Origin of the sequence: Bacillus sp. REN10, from assembly GCF_016820555.1 — a bacterium.
GTDB lineage: Bacteria > Bacillota > Bacilli > Bacillales > Domibacillaceae > Bacillus_CE.
The window spans coordinates 565,156-585,581 of record NZ_JADHDW010000001.1; the positions used below are offsets into that span (position 1 = coordinate 565,156).

At 41.8% G+C, this 20,426-nt stretch carries 23 protein-coding genes; 21 read left to right on the forward strand and 2 right to left on the reverse strand.

Going from position 1 to position 20,426, the window contains the following annotated elements; all coding sequences use genetic code 11:
* The first annotated feature begins 68 nt into the window (after nucleotides 1–68).
* Nucleotides 69–752 carry a zinc metallopeptidase gene (locus IRB43_RS02895; RefSeq protein WP_203361908.1) on the forward strand — a complete coding sequence of 228 codons (684 nt, stop codon included), beginning with the start codon at nucleotides 69–71 and terminating at the stop codon, nucleotides 750–752.
* Nucleotides 753–832: 80 nt separating this feature from the next.
* On the opposite strand, the gene IRB43_RS02900 is transcribed toward IRB43_RS02895, so the two are convergent.
* On the reverse strand, nucleotides 833–1,705 hold the full coding sequence (locus IRB43_RS02900; RefSeq protein WP_203361909.1) for a YitT family protein: 873 nt from the start codon (nucleotides 1,703–1,705) through the stop codon (nucleotides 833–835).
* A 168-nt stretch (nucleotides 1,706–1,873) separates the two neighbouring features.
* Between IRB43_RS02900 and IRB43_RS02905 the strand changes: the two genes are divergently transcribed.
* The 11 genes from IRB43_RS02905 to IRB43_RS02955 all read left to right on the forward strand — a co-directional run bounded on the left by IRB43_RS02905 (nucleotide 1,874) and on the right by IRB43_RS02955 (nucleotide 10,764).
* Nucleotides 1,874–2,203 carry a nucleotide pyrophosphohydrolase gene (locus IRB43_RS02905; protein ID WP_203361910.1) on the forward strand — a complete coding sequence of 110 codons (330 nt, stop codon included), beginning with the start codon at nucleotides 1,874–1,876 and terminating at the stop codon, nucleotides 2,201–2,203.
* A 2-nt stretch (nucleotides 2,204–2,205) separates the two neighbouring features.
* Nucleotides 2,206–3,006: a 4-hydroxy-tetrahydrodipicolinate reductase gene (dapB, locus tag IRB43_RS02910; protein WP_203361911.1), complete on the forward strand. Its 801-nt coding sequence runs from the start codon at nucleotides 2,206–2,208 to the stop codon at nucleotides 3,004–3,006.
* Nucleotides 3,007–3,021: 15 nt separating this feature from the next.
* Entirely contained in the window at nucleotides 3,022–3,435 is a 414-nt protein-coding gene (gene mgsA / locus IRB43_RS02915; RefSeq protein ID WP_203361912.1) for a methylglyoxal synthase, read from the forward strand.
* Entirely contained in the window at nucleotides 3,425–4,123 is a 699-nt protein-coding gene (bshB1, locus tag IRB43_RS02920; RefSeq protein WP_203361913.1) for a bacillithiol biosynthesis deacetylase BshB1, read from the forward strand. Before mgsA ends, bshB1 begins: the two co-directional genes overlap by 11 nt.
* Before the next feature lies 1 nt (nucleotide 4,124).
* The gene (gene bshA, locus IRB43_RS02925; protein WP_203361914.1) at nucleotides 4,125–5,279 is read left to right on the forward strand and encodes an N-acetyl-alpha-D-glucosaminyl L-malate synthase BshA; all 1,155 of its coding nucleotides are present in this window, start codon (nucleotides 4,125–4,127) and stop codon (nucleotides 5,277–5,279) included.
* Entirely contained in the window at nucleotides 5,269–6,462 is a 1,194-nt protein-coding gene (locus IRB43_RS02930) for a CCA tRNA nucleotidyltransferase (protein ID WP_203361915.1), read from the forward strand. Before bshA ends, IRB43_RS02930 begins: the two co-directional genes overlap by 11 nt.
* Nucleotides 6,447–7,433: a biotin--[acetyl-CoA-carboxylase] ligase gene (locus tag IRB43_RS02935; RefSeq protein ID WP_203361916.1), complete on the forward strand. Its 987-nt coding sequence runs from the start codon at nucleotides 6,447–6,449 to the stop codon at nucleotides 7,431–7,433. The genes IRB43_RS02930 and IRB43_RS02935 overlap by 16 nt, the downstream gene beginning before the upstream one ends.
* Nucleotides 7,434–7,693: 260 nt before the next feature.
* On the forward strand, nucleotides 7,694–8,533 hold the full coding sequence (gene panB / locus IRB43_RS02940; RefSeq protein ID WP_203361917.1) for a 3-methyl-2-oxobutanoate hydroxymethyltransferase: 840 nt from the start codon (nucleotides 7,694–7,696) through the stop codon (nucleotides 8,531–8,533).
* Nucleotides 8,530–9,378: a pantoate--beta-alanine ligase gene (gene panC / locus IRB43_RS02945; protein WP_203361918.1), complete on the forward strand. Its 849-nt coding sequence runs from the start codon at nucleotides 8,530–8,532 to the stop codon at nucleotides 9,376–9,378. Before panB ends, panC begins: the two co-directional genes overlap by 4 nt.
* 14 nt (nucleotides 9,379–9,392) lie before the next feature.
* Complete coding sequence (gene panD / locus IRB43_RS02950; protein ID WP_203361919.1) at nucleotides 9,393–9,776, forward strand: aspartate 1-decarboxylase; 384 nt, start codon at nucleotides 9,393–9,395, stop codon at nucleotides 9,774–9,776.
* A gap of 142 nt (nucleotides 9,777–9,918) precedes the next feature.
* Nucleotides 9,919–10,764, forward strand: a complete 846-nt coding sequence (locus IRB43_RS02955; RefSeq protein WP_203361920.1) for a pentapeptide repeat-containing protein — start codon at nucleotides 9,919–9,921, stop codon at nucleotides 10,762–10,764.
* A 118-nt stretch (nucleotides 10,765–10,882) separates the two neighbouring features.
* Here the strand turns inward: IRB43_RS02955 and IRB43_RS17960 are convergent, their stop codons facing one another.
* On the reverse strand, nucleotides 10,883–11,014 hold the full coding sequence (locus IRB43_RS17960) for a hypothetical protein (RefSeq protein ID WP_275296743.1): 132 nt from the start codon (nucleotides 11,012–11,014) through the stop codon (nucleotides 10,883–10,885).
* Nucleotides 11,015–11,154: 140 nt separating this feature from the next.
* Here IRB43_RS17960 and dinG point away from each other — a divergent pair, with 140 nt between their 5' ends.
* From dinG to IRB43_RS03000, 9 genes are all read left to right on the forward strand, one after another.
* Entirely contained in the window at nucleotides 11,155–13,959 is a 2,805-nt protein-coding gene (dinG, locus tag IRB43_RS02960; protein WP_203361921.1) for an ATP-dependent DNA helicase DinG, read from the forward strand.
* A 59-nt stretch (nucleotides 13,960–14,018) separates the two neighbouring features.
* On the forward strand, nucleotides 14,019–14,777 hold the full coding sequence (locus IRB43_RS02965) for a ComEC/Rec2 family competence protein (RefSeq protein ID WP_203361922.1): 759 nt from the start codon (nucleotides 14,019–14,021) through the stop codon (nucleotides 14,775–14,777).
* 82 nt (nucleotides 14,778–14,859) lie between these two features.
* Nucleotides 14,860–15,030: a YpmA family protein gene (locus IRB43_RS02970; protein WP_203361923.1), complete on the forward strand. Its 171-nt coding sequence runs from the start codon at nucleotides 14,860–14,862 to the stop codon at nucleotides 15,028–15,030.
* Nucleotides 15,031–15,038: 8 nt separating this feature from the next.
* Entirely contained in the window at nucleotides 15,039–15,524 is a 486-nt protein-coding gene (locus tag IRB43_RS02975) for a cell wall elongation regulator TseB-like domain-containing protein (RefSeq protein ID WP_203361924.1), read from the forward strand.
* 23 nt (nucleotides 15,525–15,547) lie between these two features.
* Entirely contained in the window at nucleotides 15,548–16,729 is a 1,182-nt protein-coding gene (locus IRB43_RS02980) for an aminotransferase class I/II-fold pyridoxal phosphate-dependent enzyme (RefSeq protein WP_203362004.1), read from the forward strand.
* A 125-nt stretch (nucleotides 16,730–16,854) separates the two neighbouring features.
* Nucleotides 16,855–18,147, forward strand: coding sequence for an asparagine--tRNA ligase (gene asnS, locus IRB43_RS02985; RefSeq protein WP_203361925.1), 1,293 nt, complete (start codon nucleotides 16,855–16,857; stop codon nucleotides 18,145–18,147).
* Nucleotides 18,148–18,532: 385 nt separating this feature from the next.
* Nucleotides 18,533–19,222, forward strand: a complete 690-nt coding sequence (locus IRB43_RS02990; protein ID WP_203361926.1) for a DnaD domain-containing protein — start codon at nucleotides 18,533–18,535, stop codon at nucleotides 19,220–19,222.
* Nucleotides 19,223–19,239: 17 nt separating this feature from the next.
* The gene (nth, locus tag IRB43_RS02995) at nucleotides 19,240–19,893 is read left to right on the forward strand and encodes an endonuclease III (protein WP_203361927.1); all 654 of its coding nucleotides are present in this window, start codon (nucleotides 19,240–19,242) and stop codon (nucleotides 19,891–19,893) included.
* A complete protein-coding gene (locus IRB43_RS03000) occupies nucleotides 19,893–20,381 on the forward strand; it encodes a YpoC family protein (protein WP_203361928.1) in 489 nt (162 codons plus the stop codon). The genes nth and IRB43_RS03000 overlap by 1 nt, the downstream gene beginning before the upstream one ends.
* The last annotated feature ends 45 nt before the right edge of the window (nucleotides 20,382–20,426 follow it).

The window sequence follows — 20,426 nt, forward strand, 5'->3', positions numbered from 1 at the left end:
AAAATTTCATGGTAACGATAATATATAAGTGCAACTATTAATTGACTTACGGGGGTAATATTTACACTATGGGCTATCTCGTCTACTTTATATTGCTAATGATTGTCCCGATTTGGGCACAAATGAAAGTGAAAAGTACGTATAATAAATATTCAAGAGTACCAGTGTCTACTGGTATGAATGGAGCTCAAACGGCAAGAAAAATTTTAGATGACAATGGTCTGTATCATGTACAGGTTGTAGAAACACAGGGCTTTTTAAGCGACCACTATAATCCGATGACCAAAACGGTGCATTTGTCCCCTCATAATTATCACGATCATTCTATTGCTGGTGCGGCTGTCGCTGCCCATGAAGTGGGGCATGCGATTCAAGATGCTGAAAATTATTCATTTCTTCGCTTTCGCCACGCATTAGTTCCAATTGCTAATCTTGGATCGAATATGTCTTGGATTTTTATTATGATTGGGATTTTTACACAGTTATCAGGGATGATGCTGTTAGGTATTGTGTTAATGGCATTTGGAGTTTTATTTCAAGTCGTTACACTTCCAGTTGAGTTTAACGCTTCCTCAAGAGCGATGGATCAAATCGTTTCTTCTGGCATTATTCGTAATGATGAAGAGAGAGAAGCACGCAAAGTGTTAAATGCTGCGGCGATGACGTATGTAGCAGCAGCGGCTGTCGCTGTGCTTGAATTAGTTCGTTTATTGCTTGTCTTTACAGGTATGCAAAATCAAAATGAAGAGTAAAAAGAGAAAGCAGTCAGCTCGGAAGTTGACTGCTTTTTTAGTTCTATAGGGTTTTAAGTGAAGGTGCCTTTCGTTTTTCTTTACACCTCGATTGGTTGTTTATTCTCATCGAGTGTGAAACCTTCTCCTAGTACATCATGGACGATGGTAACGGAAACAAAGGCATGGGGATCAACGGATGAGATAATATTCTTCAAGCGGACGAGTTCATTTTTAGCCACCACACAGTAGAGAACAGGACGCTGTTCTTTTGTAAAAGAGCCATGACCTTGTAACACGGTGACGCCGCGCTCCATTTCTTTCAAAATTTTGTCCGCGATTTCATCGTGAAGGTTGGAAATAATCATGGCCCCTCTTGCCGAATAGGCTCCCTCTTGCATAAAGTCAATCACTCGAGCGCCAACGAAAACAGCGACAAGTGTATACATTGCTTCCCGGTAATCAATATAAGTGAGTAAAGAGACGGTGATCACGACAGCATCAAAGGCAAACATCGTTTTTCCCATGCTGATATGAAAATATTTATGGACGAGCCGAGCGATAATATCCACTCCTCCTGTTGTTCCGCCATAACGAAAAATAATGCCAAGTCCTACACCGATAAAGACACCCGCAAAGAGAGCGGCTAGGAATAGATCGTTATGGAGGGGAATTGGATACTGGATTTTTTGGAAGATCCATAAAAAAATGGAAAGGCTCACGGTGCCTGTAATTGTATATAAAAACGGCGTGCGTCCGAGCAGTTTCCACCCGATAAAAAACAGCGGAATGTTTAAAAGTAAGTTGGAATAGGAGGGGTCAATTTTATACAAGCTGTATAATAATAAGGTGATCCCTGTCAGTCCGCCTTCTGCTAGATTATTCTGCATATTAAAATGAACGAGGCCAAAGGCAAAAATAGCGCTTCCTAATAAAATAAAAAAAATGTTTTTCAATTTCATTCCAAACAGCATGATGTGTCCCCCTTTGTATGAAAACTCTGCGTTTTCTGCCGGTACTTGTCATTATATAGAACCACTGACTATTCGACAATATCTCTCCTATTGAAATGGATAAATTGATTGTCATAAACGAAAGAATTAGCTAACATAAAAAAGAGTATATAGAAAGCAGGGAAGAAGATGGATAAGACATTAAAAGAAATGCAAAAAGAAGTGGATGACTATATCGGCCAGTTTAAAGAAGGCTACTTTAGCCCGTTGGCAATGCTCGCGAGATTAACCGAGGAATTAGGTGAATTAGCCCGTGAAATCAATCATCATTACGGGGAAAAGCCGAAAAAAGCATCAGAGCAGCCGAAAACAATTGAAGAAGAGTTAGGGGATTTACAATTTGTCATCACTTGTTTAGCCAACTCATTAAATATTGATTTGCAGACGGCACATGAACGAGTAATGGAGAAATTTAATACAAGGGATAAAGATCGTTGGACGAAGAAAGAGGAGGAATAATGATGGAAACAATTCAAGTGATCATTGCAGGCCCTCGCGGCAGAATGGGAAAAGAAGCGGTAAAAATGGTGCAGGAGACAGAACATTTTCAGCTGGTAGCTGTGCTTGACCGTAAATATGATGGCCAATTATTAAGTGAGATCGAAGGATTTCAAGGGGTAGATGTTCCTGTTTATGTGGATATTGACCAATGCTTTAGCGAACAACAAGCAGATGTTTTGATTGATTTAACAACGCCTGAAACCGGTTATGTACATACGAAAAAAGCGTTGCAAAATAATATTCGTCCTGTAGTAGGAACGACAGGATTTACGGATGAGCAGTTGCAAGAATTAACCGCATTGGCAGAGGAGAAGGGAATTGGCTGTATCATTGCACCAAACTTTGCAATTGGCGCCATTTTAATGATGAAATTCTCTGAAATGGCGGCTAAATATTTCCAAGATGTAGAGATTATTGAACTGCATCATGATCAAAAGTTGGATGCGCCATCAGGAACGGCGTTAAAAACTGTCCAAATGATGAGCAAAGTGAGACAACCGAAAAAGCAGGGGCATCCGGATGAAAAGGAAACGATGCCGGGAGCTCGCGGAGCAACTATGGATGGGATGCATATTCACAGCGTGCGCTTGCCAGGCTTAATTGCTCATCAGCAAGTCATGTTTGGGGCAGATGGGCAAACGTTAACGATTCGCCATGATTCGTATAACCGCGCTTCCTTTATGTCAGGTGTCAAAGTGTGTGTAGAGACAGTAATGAATGTAAAGACGTTAATTTATGGCATGGAACATATTATTGACTAATTTGGGAGGTTGTTTATGAAAATTGCGTTAATTGCCCATGATAAGAAAAAAGCGGATCTCATTGAATTTGTGGCCGATCATCGGCACGTGTTTGAGCAATATGACTTATTTGCTACAGGAACAACAGGGCGGAGAATATCCGACAGAACGGGGCTAACGATTCATTGCTTCCAATCAGGTCCCCTAGGAGGCGACCAGGAAATTGGAGCTAGCATTGCTCGAAAAGAAATGGATATTGTCTTTTTCTTTCGTGATCCGCTCACGTCTCAGCCTCATGAACCGGATGTATCCGCGCTAGTCCGTTTATGTGACGTCTATGCCATTCCGCTTGCAACTAATATCGGAACAGCAACGATGCTTGTAAAAGGAATGGAACGAGGCGATTTAAGTTATTTGCAAGGAAAGAGGTTAAGCTACGATGGCGAATGAGGTAGATATCGTCGCGTTCGGTGCTCATGCGGATGATATTGAAATTGGCATGGCGGGAACTGTCGCTAAATATGCGGCACAAGGTAAGAGTATTGTGTTTTGTGATTTAACAGAAGCAGAACTATCGTCGAATGGAACGGTTGAATTGAGAAGGGCAGAAGCGCTAGAAGCAGCTAACATATTAGGTGTGCAACAACGCCTCAATTTAGGCTTGCCAGACCGTGGGTTGTTCATAACGGACGAAGCCATTCGTAAAGTAGCTGATGTCATTCGTTATTTTCGGCCAAAAATCATTTTTGCTCCCTATGAAAAGGATCGTCACCCGGATCACGGCCAATGCTCGCGACTTGTGCAGGAAGCGGTGTTTTCCGCTGGCATTCGAAAGTACGAAACAATCAGTCATTTGCCTGCCCATAAAGTGACACACGTCTATTTTTACATGATTAATGGTTTTCATACACCGGATTTTTGTGTCGATATTAGCGACTATATGGAGGAGAAGAAAAATAGTTTGCTTGCTTATCGCAGTCAATTTCAAGGAGAAGTCGAGACACCTTTAACAAACGGTTATATTGAAGCAGTAGAGGCAAGAGAACGAATGATGGGCAAAGAGGTAGGCGTACCTTATGCAGAAGGGTTTAAAGTAGTAAAGCCGCTACTATTAGAAAATGATGTCATTGGAGAGTAACATGAGAAAGTTAAAAATCGGAATTACTTGCTATCCGACGGTTGGCGGATCAGGGGTAGTAGCAACTGAGCTAGGGAAGCTTCTTGCGGAAAAAGGGCATGAAATTCATTTTATCACTTCGGGTGTGCCGTTTCGGCTAAACCGGATGTATCACAATATTTATTTTCACCAAGTAGACGTCAATCAATATTCGGTCTTTCAATATCCTCCTTATGATATTGCTTTAGCTAACAAAATAGCAGAAGTGATCGTACGAGAAGACCTCGATCTTCTGCATGTGCATTATGCGATGCCGCATGCGATTTGTGCGATTTTAGGAAAACAGATGGCGCATTCTAATATCAAGATTGTGACGACTTTGCATGGGACCGATATTACTGTGCTTGGAGAAGATCCTTCTTTGACGGCGTCGATTCGGTTTGGTATTGAGCAGTCTGACGCAGTTACTGCTGTATCTGAAGCACTCGTGCAACAAACGATGGTTGTCATCAAGCCGCAACAAGAGATACAAACGATCTATAATTTTATCGATGAACGCGTATATCGTCGAATTGAATCAGCGGAGCGGCTTCGTCATGAATATGAAATTCAGCCAGAAGAAAAAGTGATTATGCATGTGTCTAATTTTCGCAGTGTAAAGCGGGTACCGGATGTCATTCGGGTGTTTGATCGCATTCAACAAGAGATTCCCGCCAAGCTATTATTAGTCGGCGATGGGCCGGAAATGACGGTTGCTTGTGAGCTTGTATCTGAACTGGGGCTACGCGATCGAGTATTGTTTCTTGGCAAACAAGATAACTTGGAAGAACTGTACTCTATTAGTGATCTCCTTCTGCTTTTATCAGAAAAAGAAAGCTTTGGGCTTGTCCTGTTAGAAGCGATGGCTTGTGGAGTTCCTTGTATTGGGACGAATATAGGCGGCATTCCTGAAGTAATTGAGCATGGGCTGAACGGCTTCATTTCGGAAGTAGGAGATATTGCAAACATGAGCCGCCAAGCGATTGAACTGTTAACCGATGAAGTGCTATATCAACACTTTCAAGAAAAGGCATTAGAAACAGTTCGGACGCGCTTTGATTCAAAGCAAATTGTCGGTCAGTATGAGCAGTTGTACTATGAGCTGCTAGAGTGTGCAGGTGAACAGCATGAAAAATGAGGATATGTTTCAACAAGCGGCTCCTTTACTCATCCAATTAGAACAAGCAGGTTTTGAAGCTTATTATGTTGGCGGAGCGGTGAGAGATTATGTGCTAAAGCGGCCAATTGGGGATGTGGATATCGCCACATCCGCTCTGCCGGAAGAAGTGAAAAATGTATTTCCGAAAACGGTTGATGTCGGTATTGAGCATGGAACGGTCCTCGTTCTGTGGAAAGGTGTCGGCTATGAAGTAACGACCTTTCGAACCGAGTCCGATTACAAAGATTATCGGCATCCAGAAACGGTGTCATTTGTGCGGTCGTTAACAGAGGATTTGCAACGGCGCGACTTTACAATGAATGCGATGGCCATGGATCAATCAGGGCGTATCATCGACCCGTTTAACGGGCAGCAAGCATTAGCTCACAAACAAATTCAAACGGTTGGTGAGGCAAGTGAACGTTTTTCGGAAGACGCCTTACGAATGATGCGAGCGGCTCGCTTTGTCAGTCAGCTTGGTTTCGGGTTGCATGAGGAAACGGCCGCCGCATTAAAAAAGCACGCTCCACTTCTTCAGTATATTGCTGTCGAGCGTAAATTAAATGAAATCGAAAAGCTATTTGCAGGGGCCTACAAAAACAGCGGCATCCTCGTGCTGTTAGAAGCCGGACTTCATACTTATTTGCCTGGAATGATGGAGCAAGAGAAAGCGCTGGAGCAACTGCTTTCTTTCTCGTTGGATCATTTAACTTCCCATCAAACGTGGCTGTTGTTGCTGAAATTATTGAATCATCCGTCTCCGAAAACATTTTTATCTGAGTGGCGCATGCCTGCCCAAAAAGTGAAGTATTTAACGGGCGCACTTCAGCTGTTATACAGACGGGAAACAGAAGCTTGGTCTGACTTTTTCTTATATGAAGCGGGAAGTGAAGCGGCGATTGATGTAGAAACGGTACATGCTCTTCTTCATGACCGGGAAGCGAAGGCGGAGGAGTTAGGTGAGCGGTATGCCCGCTTAGCGATTCAACAGCTGAGTGAGTTAGCCGTTTCAGGAAAAGATTTGCTTTCCTGGAAAAGAGAAAAAGGCGGACCTTGGATGAAACAATACTTATCAGCTATTGAACGTGCCGTTGTGGAAGGAAAAGTAGAGAATTCGAAAGAACAAATAAAGGAGTGGCTCAAATCTTGCAATCTTCTGTGAAACAAAAATTATTGGAAGCTTTTTCAGAAGCAAATGGGGAGTTTGTTTCGGGGCAAGCGTTAGCAGAAATCGTTGGCTGCTCGCGGACAGCGATTTGGAAGCACATTGAAGCGTTAAGAAATGAAGGCTTTGAGCTAGAAGCGGTGCGCAAAAAAGGGTACCGCATTATTGATAAGCCCGATAAAGTGACAGAAAACGAACTATTAATCGGGTTGCAAACAGAATGGCTTGGAAAAGAAATTGTGTTTAAAGAAACGATCGATTCTACGCAAAAAGAAGCGCATCGATTGGCGCAGGAGCCGTTTAAAGAAGGAACGGTCGTTATCGCTGAAGAGCAAACCGCAGGACGCGGGCGAATGGCAAGAGAGTGGCATTCACCAAAGTATACTGGCATTTGGATGAGTGTCATTTTAAAGCCGGCCCTTCCTCCGTACAAAGCTCCGCAATTTACTTTGATTACAGCTGTAGCTGTTGTTGAAGCGATCAGGAGCGTAACTGGACTGGCGGCTGAAATTAAATGGCCGAATGATATTTTATTAAACGGCAAAAAAATTACCGGTATTTTAACGGAACTTCAAGCGGATGCGGATCAAATTCATTCGATTATTATTGGGATTGGCTTGAATGCCAACCAGAAGGAGTTTCCAGAAGAGTTGGCGGAGATTGCGACATCTTTAGCGATTGAAAAAGGAGAGCCCGTCTCTCGTTCTGAGCTTGTGCAAGAAATATTAAAGAATCTTGAAATGTATTATTATCTGTATATGAAGGACGGCTTTACCGATATTAAAAAGCGCTGGGAAAAATATGCCGTTTCGATCGGTAAACGTATTACCGCCCGCACAGTGATGGCAACAATTACAGGAAAAGCGCTTGGCATCACAGAAGAAGGGGTATTAAAGCTTCTTGATGATGAAGGAACGATTCACGATATTTATTCAGCCGATATTGAGATTAATAAAACAGCGGAGTAGTCCCCGCTGTTTTATTAATTTTTAATAGTCAAAAAACAATGAGCTTGTTATAATAAATTCGGGCAGTATCCAATAAGAGCTGCACCTTGTTGATGTTTAGTTTATGGTGAATTGAATATGCGAAAGTCTGCCTTGATCCGCAATGGACAGGGACAGAGGGTCGAAACAACTACTGATGATAAATCGGGTCCTTCTGTCTGGAGGACCCTTTTTTATTAAATATTGTTTCGTCTCCTCTGATGAAAAAGGAGGAAGCGGAAATGAAGCAAACGAGTCATTTTTTAAGCATGAAAGCAAACGGTGAAAAAATTGTGATGGTGACGGCTTACGATTATCCCTCTGCTAAGTATGCTGAGCAGGCGGAAGTAGATGTGATTTTAGTGGGCGATTCTTTAGGGATGGTCGTTCTCGGTTATGAATCAACAGTACCTGTGACGCTTGAGGACATGGTTCATCATACGAAAGCTGTTAAGCGGGGAGCAAAGAACACGTTCATCGTGACTGATCTGCCGTTTATGACGTACCACATTAGCAAAGAAGAGACGATGAAAGCGGCTCAAAAGTTGCTTCAAGAAGCGGGCGCTCATGCGGTAAAGCTAGAAGGTGGCGGAGAAGTGATCGAGACGATTCGCGCGTTGACGCAAGCGGGTGTTCCTACCGTGGCTCACTTAGGGTTGACGCCGCAATCTGTCGGGGTACTAGGCGGCTATAAAGTTCAAGGGAAAACCGCCTCAGCAGCGGCGAAATTGCTTGAGGAAGCCAAGCAAGCAGAAGAGGCAGGAGCTTGTATGCTTGTGTTAGAGTGTATACCGCATCAATTGGCTGCGGAAGTATCTCGAGCACTCACCATCCCTGTCATTGGAATTGGCGCAGGAGTAGATACGGACGGACAAGTTCTTGTGTACCACGATTTGATTCAATACGGTGTCGAGCGCACACCGAAATTTGTAAAAACATATGGCGATGTAGGCGAAGTGATTAGCTCAGCGGTTCATTGTTATGTTCGTGAAGTGAAAGCAGGGCAGTTTCCAAGTGAAGAGCATGCGTTTTCGATGAAAGAGGAAGAACTACTGCAGCTATATGGAGGGTCATGTTCATGATTGTCGTTAAAAAGATGAATGAATTAACCGCGATTGTTAGTGAAAAGAAAAAAGCAGGACTTTCGATCGGACTCGTACCGACGATGGGCTATCTTCACGAAGGTCATTTAACGCTTGTCAAAAAGGCAAGAGAAGAAAATGACGTTGTTATTATGAGTATTTTTGTTAATCCGCTGCAATTTGGTCCAAATGAAGATTTTGACAGCTATCCTCGCGACTTTGAGCGTGATCAAAAGCTAGCGGATGAAGCGGGCGTTGATCTTTTATTTGCTCCGGAATCGGATGAAATGTATCCGAAACCATCCATGATTGTCATGAACGTCGTCGATCGGACGGATCGACTATGCGGAGCGAAACGCCCTGGTCATTTTGATGGTGTCGTGACGGTTGTGACGAAGCTGTTTCATTTGGCGCAGCCGGATCGGGCGTATTTTGGTTTAAAAGATGCCCAGCAAGTAGCGGTGATTCATGGATTAGTAGAATCACTGAATTTTCCACTTGAAGTGATTGGTGTCGAAACGGTAAGGGAAGAGGATGGATTAGCGAAAAGCTCGCGCAATGTGTATTTGACGGCAAATGAACGGCAGTTAGCTCCTCATATTTATCATGCGTTGCAGACAGGAAAAGCTCTTATGGAACAAGGAGAGAAGGACCCTGTACAAGTGACAAATACAACGATCGCCTATTTAAACGAGCATGCAGGGACTGAGGTTGACTATGTGGAGTTGCTATCGTTCCCAGATTTAACACCTGTTCAAACGATCGAGGGACAAGTGATTCTTGCAACAGCCGTTAAATATTCAAATGCACGCTTAATCGATAATATCATCTTTGAATGTAAATAAAGGGGAGACGAAAGATGTTTCGAACAATGATGAATGGCAAAATTCACCGAGCAACGGTGACAGAGGCGAACTTAAATTATGTAGGCAGTATTACGATAGATCAAGATTTAATTGATGCGGCTGGCATGGCGGTCAATGAAAAAGTGCAGATTGTCAATAATAACAATGGCGCGAGATTAGAAACGTATATCATTCCAGGAGAGCGGGGGAGTGGGGTGGTTTGCTTAAATGGAGCAGCTGCTAGACTTGTACAGCCTGGAGATATCGTCATCATTATCTCCTATGTGATGATGCCAGAAGAAAAAGTGAAAGATCATCAGCCGAAAGTAGTGATTGTTGGAGAGAATAACAAAATTGAACAATTACTTCATTATGAGCCAGCGGGAACGATCTTATAATTTATGGGGCTGTCCTTTGTACAAAGGACAGTTTTTTTGTGCAGTATTTGTGAAAAAAGATGTGGATTTTTTCCTATTCATGTACAATAAACAAAGAAATTTTATTCTATTCAAAGATCAAATATTTTAAGAGGGTATAAAAATGAATATTGAAGTAGCTAAAAGTATTCGAGCAAGCTTAACACCAGATTGTACGAATTGTTTTGGACTTTGTTGTACAGCGTTGAATATAGCGGCATCCAATGATTTTGCCATCAATAAAGCGGCAGGAACACCTTGTCCTAATTTGCAGGAAGATTATCGATGTAAGATTCATAAGAATCTAAGAGAAAAAGGCTTTAAAGGATGTACAGTGTTTGACTGCTTAGGAGCTGGTCAACAAGTGTCTCAAGTTACGTTCAATGGACAAAGTTGGCGAGAGCATCCAGAGATAGCTGAAGAGATGTTTCGTACATTTCCCATTATGGAGCAATTATATGAAATGATGGCCTTTCTCACTGAAGCATTAACTTATGAGCTGTCACATACATTGCGTGACAAATTACAGCAACAATTAGCTCATTTACAAAGCTTGACGGAGATGGATGCGGAGCGTTTATTGTCATTGGATATGAGCATGTGTCGGTTCCCTGTCAATGAATTGCTTTTAGAAACAAGTGAATATGTTCGAAGTGAATTAAGCTTAAAAGTGTTTGTCATTAAGAAGGGGAAAAGTTGTAGAGGTGTTGATTGGGTTGGAAAAAATTTAAAAGGAAAAGATTTACGAACAATGGATTTGCGAGGCGCTTATTTAATTGCAGCTGACTTGCGATATGCCGACTTGCGTGGTGTTGATTTTATTGGAGCGGATTTGCGTGACGCTAATTTAAGCGGAGCCGATCTTTCGACTAGTATGTTTTTAACTCAAATGCAAATTAATTCAGCTAGAGGTGACAATCGAACGATCTTACCTCCCCACTTGCAAAAGCCTGTTCATTGGCTCAGTTGATTTCGTTCCAGTCCATACGTCGCTAAACAGCGCCTTTCGCTTTTCTTTGTCCAGCTCCGCCTCCTAGACACTCGAGTCAATTGCCAGCCTGACTGCATGGCTGAAGAGCGCCATTCCGTCATTCTGTCATTTGCTTGTCGTGTCTAAACAGTCGGCTCCGCTTTTCGGTTGTCCAGCTACAGGCGCTAGCGACTAGTGTACTTCCACCAACCTCCTTACGATAAGTCAACATCGATTCACTGTCGTTCATCGTGTTTCCTTTATCTCATACGGCTGGTTCTAGTCCATACGTCGCTAAACAGCGCCTTTCGCTTTTCTTTGTCTGGCGGCATCAGAAGGTGATATGGTACACTTGAGAAAGATTTTACGAGAAAAAGGGTGTAAGCCGTGATGACATATCCACGTTTTGTCGTTACTGATTTGGAAACGACGGGTCATGCTGCCAAAGGCGGAGACCGAATGATTCAAGCTTCATTTGTGATTATTGAAAACGAACAAATTATTGATCAATATACAACTTTTATTAATCCGGAACGTTCGATTCCGGTTTTTATTGAGGAATTAACAGGCATTAATGATGAAATGGTGAAGGATGCGCCTTTTTTTCATGAAGTGGCGCCGAAAGTGTTGCCTTTATTAAAGGATGCGGTATTCGTTGCCCATAATGTTCAATTCGATCTTCAGTTTTTACAGGCGGAGCTAGAGGAGGCAGGATATCGGCCTTTTTCGGGGCCTTCGATTGACACTGTTGAACTAGCCCGCGTTTTACTGCCGACATCTGACAGCTATAAGCTTTTTGATTTGACGTCCAGTCTTGGCTTTGAACATGACCGGCCTCATCAAGCGGACAGTGATGCGTATGTGACGGCCCAATTGTTATTGATGATGATCGACAAGTTGAAAATGATGCCGCTAGTGACGTTAGAAAGTTTAGCGAAAATATCTACCCATTTAAAAAGTGATATTTACTTATTAATCCAGTCGGTGATTGCACAGAAACAGCTGCATATGGAGCAATTGCCTGAGCAGATTGAAGTGTATCGCGGATTGGGATTGCGCAAGAAAATGATTCAAAAAAGATGGACGGATCAAACTTCGTTAACTTATCCAGCAAGTAAAGAAGAAAAAATTCAGCTATTGGCCCAACTGCCTCATTTCGAACGAAGAGACAGTCAAATGGACATGATGGATCAAGTGTATCAGTCGATGCAACAATCCGTTCATTTAGCAATTGAAGCAGGGACGGGAACAGGAAAATCACTCGGTTATTTACTGCCAGCAGTATATCGGAGTAAACAAATAGGCGATCCGGTGATTGTGAGTACGCACACGATTGTTTTGCAGCAACAGCTATTAAATAAAGAAATTAAGCAGTTACGGAATATGCTTCCCTTCCCATTGTCTGTTATGGTATTAAAGGGAAGAAGCCATTATTTAGACCTGTATAAGTTTTTTCAAAGTTTGCGAGACACAAAGGATAATTACGATGTTGCTTTAGCGAAAATGCAAATATTGACTTGGCTATTAGAGACAGAAACCGGTGATGTCGATGAATTAAATTTATCATCTGGCGGCTCGCTCTTTTGGAATGAAGTCAAGCAAGATGGCGATTATATGAATAAAGGTCGAAAAGCATGGCTGGATAAAGACTTTTATTTATTTGCCAAAAAGCAAGCGAAGGAATCGGACCTTGTCATTACAAATCACTCCTTATTGGTGGCAGACTTAATGGCTGCATCGCCGTTATTGCCGCTATATACCAATGTAATTATTGATGAAGCACATCATTTCGAACAGGCAGCAAGAGATCGAATGGGTCTTTCGATCGATTTGTCTAATTTCAAATATTTAACCGCTAAATTAGCATGTGACCAAGCAGAAGGCTTATTTATCCAATGTGAACAACTGCATGAGAAATTCGAAGAAAATGAACAAGAGAATAAGCGGGAAGTGATTGAACGTACATTTAATGAACTGCTGTTTGAAGGAGAGGAATGGTTTAAAGTTCTTCAAACATTCTTTGAACAGCATACGAAAAAATGGTCAGGAAACGGCCATCGCCGACAGCTGCGCTTGACGGAACATGTTCGCCAGTTAAAAATATGGGAAGCGGTAGAATACGGAGCAGAACGGCTATATGAGAGAATGGAAGCGCTCAGTCGCCTATTGCAGCAACGAGTGGCTCAAATAAAGCCATACCGAGAGCAAATGGCGGCCAAGGAGCAACTGAAGATCGATGACTTGCAAGCGCTGATGGCTCAATGGGAATCTTTTTTATTTAGTATTGAACGGATCATTTTCCGCCCGGAGCAGGATGAAGTCATTTGGATGGAAGGAGATAGTCGCTCTTTTGCCAATACTTTTGTGATGAGGGCTCATCCTGTTTCAAGTGCAGAGTTGATTAAAGAAAAGCTATTAAATCAAAAGCAAGTAGTGTTTACTTCAGCGACATTAACGGTGAATCGCTCGTTTCGCTTTTTTGCTGAAGAAGTTGGTTTAACTTCGCAAACGTATCAACAAGTGATGCTTCCTTCTCCTTTTGATTATAAAGAAAACTGCCGAATGATCATTCCTAATGATGTGCCAGAGATTAACGAAGTAAAGACGGAGGAGTATATCGAAGCGTTAGCCAATCACTTAATGGCAGTAGCTGAGGCAGCGAAAGGACGGATGCTTGTGTTGTTTACGTCCTATGATATGATGAAGAAAACGCATGACTTAATGAAAGATAGCGGTCTGTTAGATGATTATGTCCTGCTAGCTCAAGGAATTACAAATGGGAGCCGCGCTCGCTTGACTCGCAATTTTCAAAAGTTTGATAAGGCTATTTTGTTTGGAACGAACAGCTTTTGGGAAGGGATTGACATACCAGGAGAGGATCTTTCTTGTTTAGTCATCGTTCGACTGCCGTTTTCTGCACCAGACGAACCTTTTACGCAGGCGAAAAATGAGCAGTATGCGAAAGAGGGAAAGAATGCGTTTTCAGCGTATTCTTTGCCACAAGCGGTTCTGCGCTTTAAGCAAGGGTTTGGGCGCTTAATTAGAAGCAATCGAGACAGGGGCATTATTATCGTCTTTGATCGTCGTATTCAAACGAGTATATACGGCAAAACTTTTTTAGCGTCTATTCCTCCAGTGACCGTGCAAGAAGCTTCACTAAGCGAGACAGTTTCTGTCATTGAAAACTGGCTGTGACAGCTGATTAATTTTAAGGCGAATAACATACTCTAACGGTAAAGAAGGGAGAAGCCAAAATGAGAATGTTATTCGCTGTTTGTTTGTCGCTTTCCATTGCTTGCAGCAGTTCTAATGTTCAAGCAGAAACGATTGATTTGAACTTAAAGGAAGATGAATTGGCGATCACTTTTTTGCCGTTGCCAGACGGGGAAGCCGCTTTTTTGCACACGGCAGATGGACATCATTATTTAATAAATACAGGTACGAGAAAGAGCCGTCCGCTTATTCTTTCGTATATGAAAAAGTTTGGAATTGATCAGCTTTCAGGAGTCATCATTACTGAAAAACAAGAAGAAGTTGATTCATTTATTGTCCGTTTAAAAAGCGGTTATGATTTGCGGCATGTTTACGGAGAGTACATGCGCGTGGGTGAGGTAAGACAGTTGCAGCCGGGATTAGAACTGAAAATTTTGTATAATGGCAGTGGACAAAAAGAAGGCATCGATTTTTCCCTCAAGCACTTTCATTCGCAATTTTTATGGATGTCATCAGCCTCCAAGCAAGCAGAGAAAAGTTTGTTAAAAGAAGAGTTAAAAGATATTAATATTGTTAAGATACCAAACTTTGCTCAAAATGATAGTATGTCCTATCGTTTACTAAAACATATCGATCCTCAAACCGCGCTTATTTTTACGAAAAAAGAAAGTCTCCCAGCATCGGAATTAATGGAAATGCTTCATCAGATGTGGATTGATGTATATTACACAAAGCAGCACGGGCTTGTGATGATCAAGTTTAACAAAATTGGCTATGAAGTATTTACAATTACTGATTGAAAGAATTCGCATTTTTCAACAAATTAATTGATGCGAATGTCGGATTTCTTGGTATAATAAGTGAGAATAGGAGGAGTAATAAATGGAAAGTAAGATCGAAGTATTATCTACCGTTACGGTTGACAACCATGCTGATTTGTATAAAATCGTCGATGCGTTAAACCGCACATTAAAACGGGAAAATTTAATGTTTGGACTGGCATTAGATCAAGAGGATCAAAATAAAGCCGTCTTTACGATTTATCGTACATAGGGCAGAAGATGAAGAAAAAATGGATATGGCTAGCAGTCACAGCAATCCCACTCCTGCTTATTTGTACATTATTGCTAAGTGTGTATAATCATGCACAAAAGCCGCATGAAAAAGCGAAAGAGTATGCTGTCTCGGTGGCTAAGCAAGAAAGCGCCATTACCTCTGTCGTAGATTTTAATATATATAATAGTAAAGAGACCTATTATGCGGTCATAGGGAAGACCGATAAGAACAAACAGCTCGCTGTATTTGTACCAAAAGAAACAAAGAAACAGCCGGTTACTAAAGATATTACAAAGGGAATTTCAAAAGAAGAGGCAGTGAAAAAGCTCGAAAATGACCCATTAGTCAAGAAGTTGCTTTCTGCGCGACTGGGTATTGAGAAGCCCGGCCCAGTATGGGAACTCGTGTTTTTGGATAAAAATGATCAGGTCAACTATTATTATCTTCGAGCGGACAACGGAGAATGGTGGAAGAAAATTAAACATATTTAAGAGTGGAGGAATTATTGATGGACATCGAATTAGCACAAAGAGTGAAGGCGCTAACTCCTTCAACGACTTTAGCAATTACAGCGAAAGCAAAAGAAATGAAAGCACAAGGCATTGATGTCATTGGCCTTGGTGCTGGAGAACCAGATTTTAATACACCAGAACATATTATTGAAGCGGCTTATGAGTCCATGAAAAAAGGACAAACAAAATATACGCCAGCTGGCGGACTACCTGAATTAAAAGATGCCATTATCGCTAAATTTCAAAAGGATCAAGGAATTACATATAAGCGCAGTGAAATTATCGTTACAATCGGAGCAAAGCATGCTTTATATACATTATTCCAAGTCATTTTGGATAAAGATGATGAAGTGATCATTCCAACTCCTTACTGGGTGAGCTATCCAGAACAAGTGAAACTAGCAGACGGAAAGCCTGTTTATATCGAAGGCAAGGAAGAAAACCAATTCAAAATTTCACCGGAGCAGCTTGAAGCAGCGATCACTGAGAAAACAAAAGCAGTGATCATTAACTCACCAAGCAACCCAACAGGTATGCTGTACACAGCTGAAGAGTTACAAGCATTAGGAAAAGTAGCTCTTCGCAAAAACATCTGGATCATTTCAGATGAAATTTATGAAAAGCTTGTATACGGGGACAACAAGCATGTATCCATTGCGGAGCTTTCCCCTGAATTAAAAGAGCAAACAATCATTATTAACGGAGTGTCCAAATCTCATTCCATGACTGGCTGGCGTATTGGTTACGCGGCTGGAAATGAGCAAGTAATTAAGGCGATGACGGACTTAGCGAGTCATTCTACTTCTAACCCGACAGCACCTTCTCAATATGGCTCCATCGCGGCATATGAAGGAACGCAAGAACCGGTAGAAGAAATGAAGAAGGCTTTTGAAGAGCGTTTAAATGTGATTCATGCGAAATTAAATGAAATTCCTGGTTTTTCTTGCTTAAAACCGCAAGGAGCGTTCTACTTGTTCCCGAACGTGAAGGAAGCAGCGAAATTAACAGGTTTTGCCGATGTTGATGCATTTGTAGCGGCTTTACTTGAAGAAGCGAAAGTGGCTGTCATTCCGGGAAGTGGCTTTGGTTCGCCTGATAACATTCGCTTATCTTATGCGACTTCTTTAGAAGCATTAGAAGCAGCCGTTGAACGTATGGCAACTTACGTAAAAGAACATATGTAATTTCTTTTTAACACCTTGACGATCGTCAAGGTGTTTTGTACTATGTTCCTTTCTTGCACTTATTTGCAAAAGACAGGTATAATATTAGACGATTAATAGAGGAAAGTTGTTGGAGGGAATCTCATATGAAAATAACAATTGCAGAAGTGGGCAAATTTGTTGGTCAAGAAGTAACGATTGGTGCTTGGTTAGCAAATAAACGTTCAAGTGGAAAAATTGCTTTTTTACAGCTTCGTGATGGAACGGGCTTTATTCAAGGAGTCGTTGTGAAAAGTGAAGTAGGGGAAGAATTGTTTCAACGGGCGAAATCATTGACACAAGAGTCTTCTATATATGTCACGGGGATGGTGCAGGAAGATGACCGCTCACCTTTTGGCTATGAGCTAACCGTCACTGGGCTCAAAGTGATTGCAGAAGCAGTGGATTATCCGATTACACCGAAAGAACACGGAACAGAGTTTTTAATGGATCACCGCCATTTATGGTTACGTTCTCGCCGTCAGCATGCGGTCATGAAAATCCGCAATGAAATTATTCGTGCCACATATGAGTTTTTTAATGAGAATGGCTTTACAAAAGTGGACCCTCCAATCTTAACAGGAAGTGCGCCAGAAGGAACGTCTGAACTATTCCATACACGTTACTTTGATGAGGATGCTTATTTATCTCAAAGCGGCCAGTTGTATATGGAAGCAGCAGCGATGGCACTTGGAAAGGTATTTTCTTTCGGTCCTACGTTCCGCGCGGAGAAGTCTAAAACACGCCGTCATTTAATTGAATTTTGGATGATTGAACCGGAAATGGCATTTTGTGAATTTGAAGAGAACTTACAAGTTCAAGAGCAGTATGTGTCTCACATCGTGCAATCTGTGCTGAAAAATTGTCGTCTTGAACTAGATCGCCTTGGTCGGGATACATCGAAGCTCGAAAACATTCAAGCCCCATTCCCGCGTATCACTTACGATGAAGCGATCAAGTTCCTTCATGAAAAGGGTTTCACTGATATTCAATGGGGGGATGACTTTGGTGCCCCGCATGAAACCGCGATCGCTGAAAGCTATGATAAACCGGTCTTTATTACGCATTATCCTACGACATTAAAGCCGTTTTATATGCAGCCAGCGAAAGATCGCGAAGAAGTGGTATTATGTGCGGACTTAATTGCACCAGAAGGTTATGGAGAAATCATCGGCGGCTCGGAGCGTATTCATGATCTTGAACTGCTCAATGAAAGAATAAAAGAACATCAATTAGACCCAGAAGCATATAAATGGTATGCGGAACTTCGTCAATATGGTTCTGTCCCTCACTCTGGTTTCGGTCTTGGCTTAGAGCGTACCGTAGCCTGGATTAGCGGCGTGGAGCACGTGCGTGAAACAATCCCATTCCCGCGCTTACTAAATCGCCTATATCCTTAATAGAAAAGCGTAGCCGACTGATCAGACACGACAAGCAAATGTTCTGGCGCTAGAAAGACGACAGTCTTGTAAGCGACAGGTTATTTGCCTCGAGTGTCTAGGAGGCGGAGCTGGACAATAAAAAAGCGTAGCCGACTGATCAGACACGACAAGCAAATGTTCTGGCGCTAGAAAGACGACAGTCTTGTAAGCGACAGGTTATTTGCCTCGAGTGTCTAGGAGGCGGAGCTGGACAATAAAAAAGCGTAGTCGACTGATTAGGGGATCGTTTCATGATATGGATAGAAAATCACCGCGCTGATGAAGCGCGGTATTTCTATGTTTGTAAATGTCAATTCTCATTTTTATCACGTTATCGTGATATACTAGCTATGAGGTGTACACAATGGAACAAAAAGAATTAGTAATGCAATGGATGGATGAAGGCATGATAAGTGTGCCTCAAGTGCTGCTCATGCATTATCGTAACTTAAATGTGTCTGAAATCGAACTGGTGTTGTTATTGCAAATTTTTGCTTTTAAGCAAAAAGGTCATCATTTTCCTACATTTGAAGAGTTAGCTAGTCAAATGACGATCTCTTCTAGCGAGTGTGCGGTTTTAATAAAAAAACTGATGCAGCATCAATTGATTACAATTGAACAAGGTAATTCGACGGGGTATGAGAGCTACTCGTTAAAGCCTTTATGGAAGAAGTTAGCTGAATCGATGTTGCAGCAGTCGAGACAATCAGCTTTACAGCAAACGATGAGCGATGAGCAAGACTTATACACGCTTTTTGAACAGGAGTTTGGTCGTCCTCTGTCGCCACTTGAATGTGAAACGCTAGCAATTTGGATTGATCAGGATCACCATGATCCAGTGATCATTAAAGCAGCTCTCCGAGAGGCAGTCATTTCTGGAAAGATGAACTTTCGTTATATTGACCGCATTTTATTTGAATGGAAAAAGCAAGGGATTGAAACGTTGGAACAAGCGAGAGATTATGGACAACGATTTCGAAAACAGCAGTCTTCTCCTGAACAAGTACAGCGCTCGAAAAAGGCTGTTCACTTTTATAACTGGCTAGAACAATAGAAGGGAGGAGAATCATTTTGTTAAATAAACAGCAAATTCGTTATTGTCTAGACCAAATAGCCGAAATGTTTCCGGACGCACATTGTGAGTTGCGGCATGCTAATCCGTTTGAGTTAGTGATTGCTGTCGCTTTATCCGCCCAATGTACAGATGCTTTAGTGAACAAGGTGACGAAGGAATTATTTCAAAAATATAAAACGCCACAAGACTACTTGGCTGTTCCGTTAGAAGAGCTGCAACAGGATATTCGCTCGATTGGACTTTATCGTAACAAAGCAAAAAATATTCAAAAATTAAGTAAGATGCTGATTGAAGAAATGGATGGAGAAGTGCCGCAAACACAAAGTGAATTAGTGAAACTTCCTGGTGTTGGTAGAAAAACAGCGAACGTTGTTGCATCTGTTGCTTTCGGTGTACCAGCCATTGCGGTCGATACCCATGTAGAGCGAGTTAGTAAACGATTAGGTATTTGCCGCTGGAAGGATTCTGTTACAGAAGTAGAAGAAACATTAATGAAAAAAATTCCGAAAGAAGAGTGGTCGGTGACGCATCATCGTCTCATTTTTTTCGGACGCTATCATTGCAAGGCACAATCTCCTAAATGTGAAGAATGTCCGTTACTGGATTTATGCCGTGAAGGAAAGAAACGGATGAAAAGGAAGGCTAGCTAATGAGCAAAGTGATTGTGCCAGCTAGCTTAAAGCATCCCTTGTTTTTTCCAGCGGAGACGGTCATCGTTCCTAGATCAGCTAGCTTAGAGACCCCTCCTTATTTTATATATGAACTTCAAGAAAATGAAGTTCCTTGGGAAAATCCTTCTCTTTATTTAAAAATGGTTGATGAGGCTTATCAATCCTTGCAGCCATTAATAGAGACGACATTTAAGGAGCAAGACCAAGCCGTACATTCCATGATGAAGGCATCACTGGCCTTATTTTTCATGAGTTTATTTTGGAGTAATCATAAGCCAGTTGTCTTAAATGGCTGGGAAGAAAAGGTGGCTTTATTCAACATTAAGCCGTTGAATGTGGAGGAGAGGCTTTCGTTTATCCTTGCTCGTCCTTTTTCTTATCAAGCTTATCGACAAATAGAGGCTTTAATGATTGAACAACAAAAACAATTGGCTAAACATAATTTGAGAAGGAACCATAAAAAATAAGTTTACAAACAAAAAAGGATGGTTAAATGACCATCCTTTTTTGTG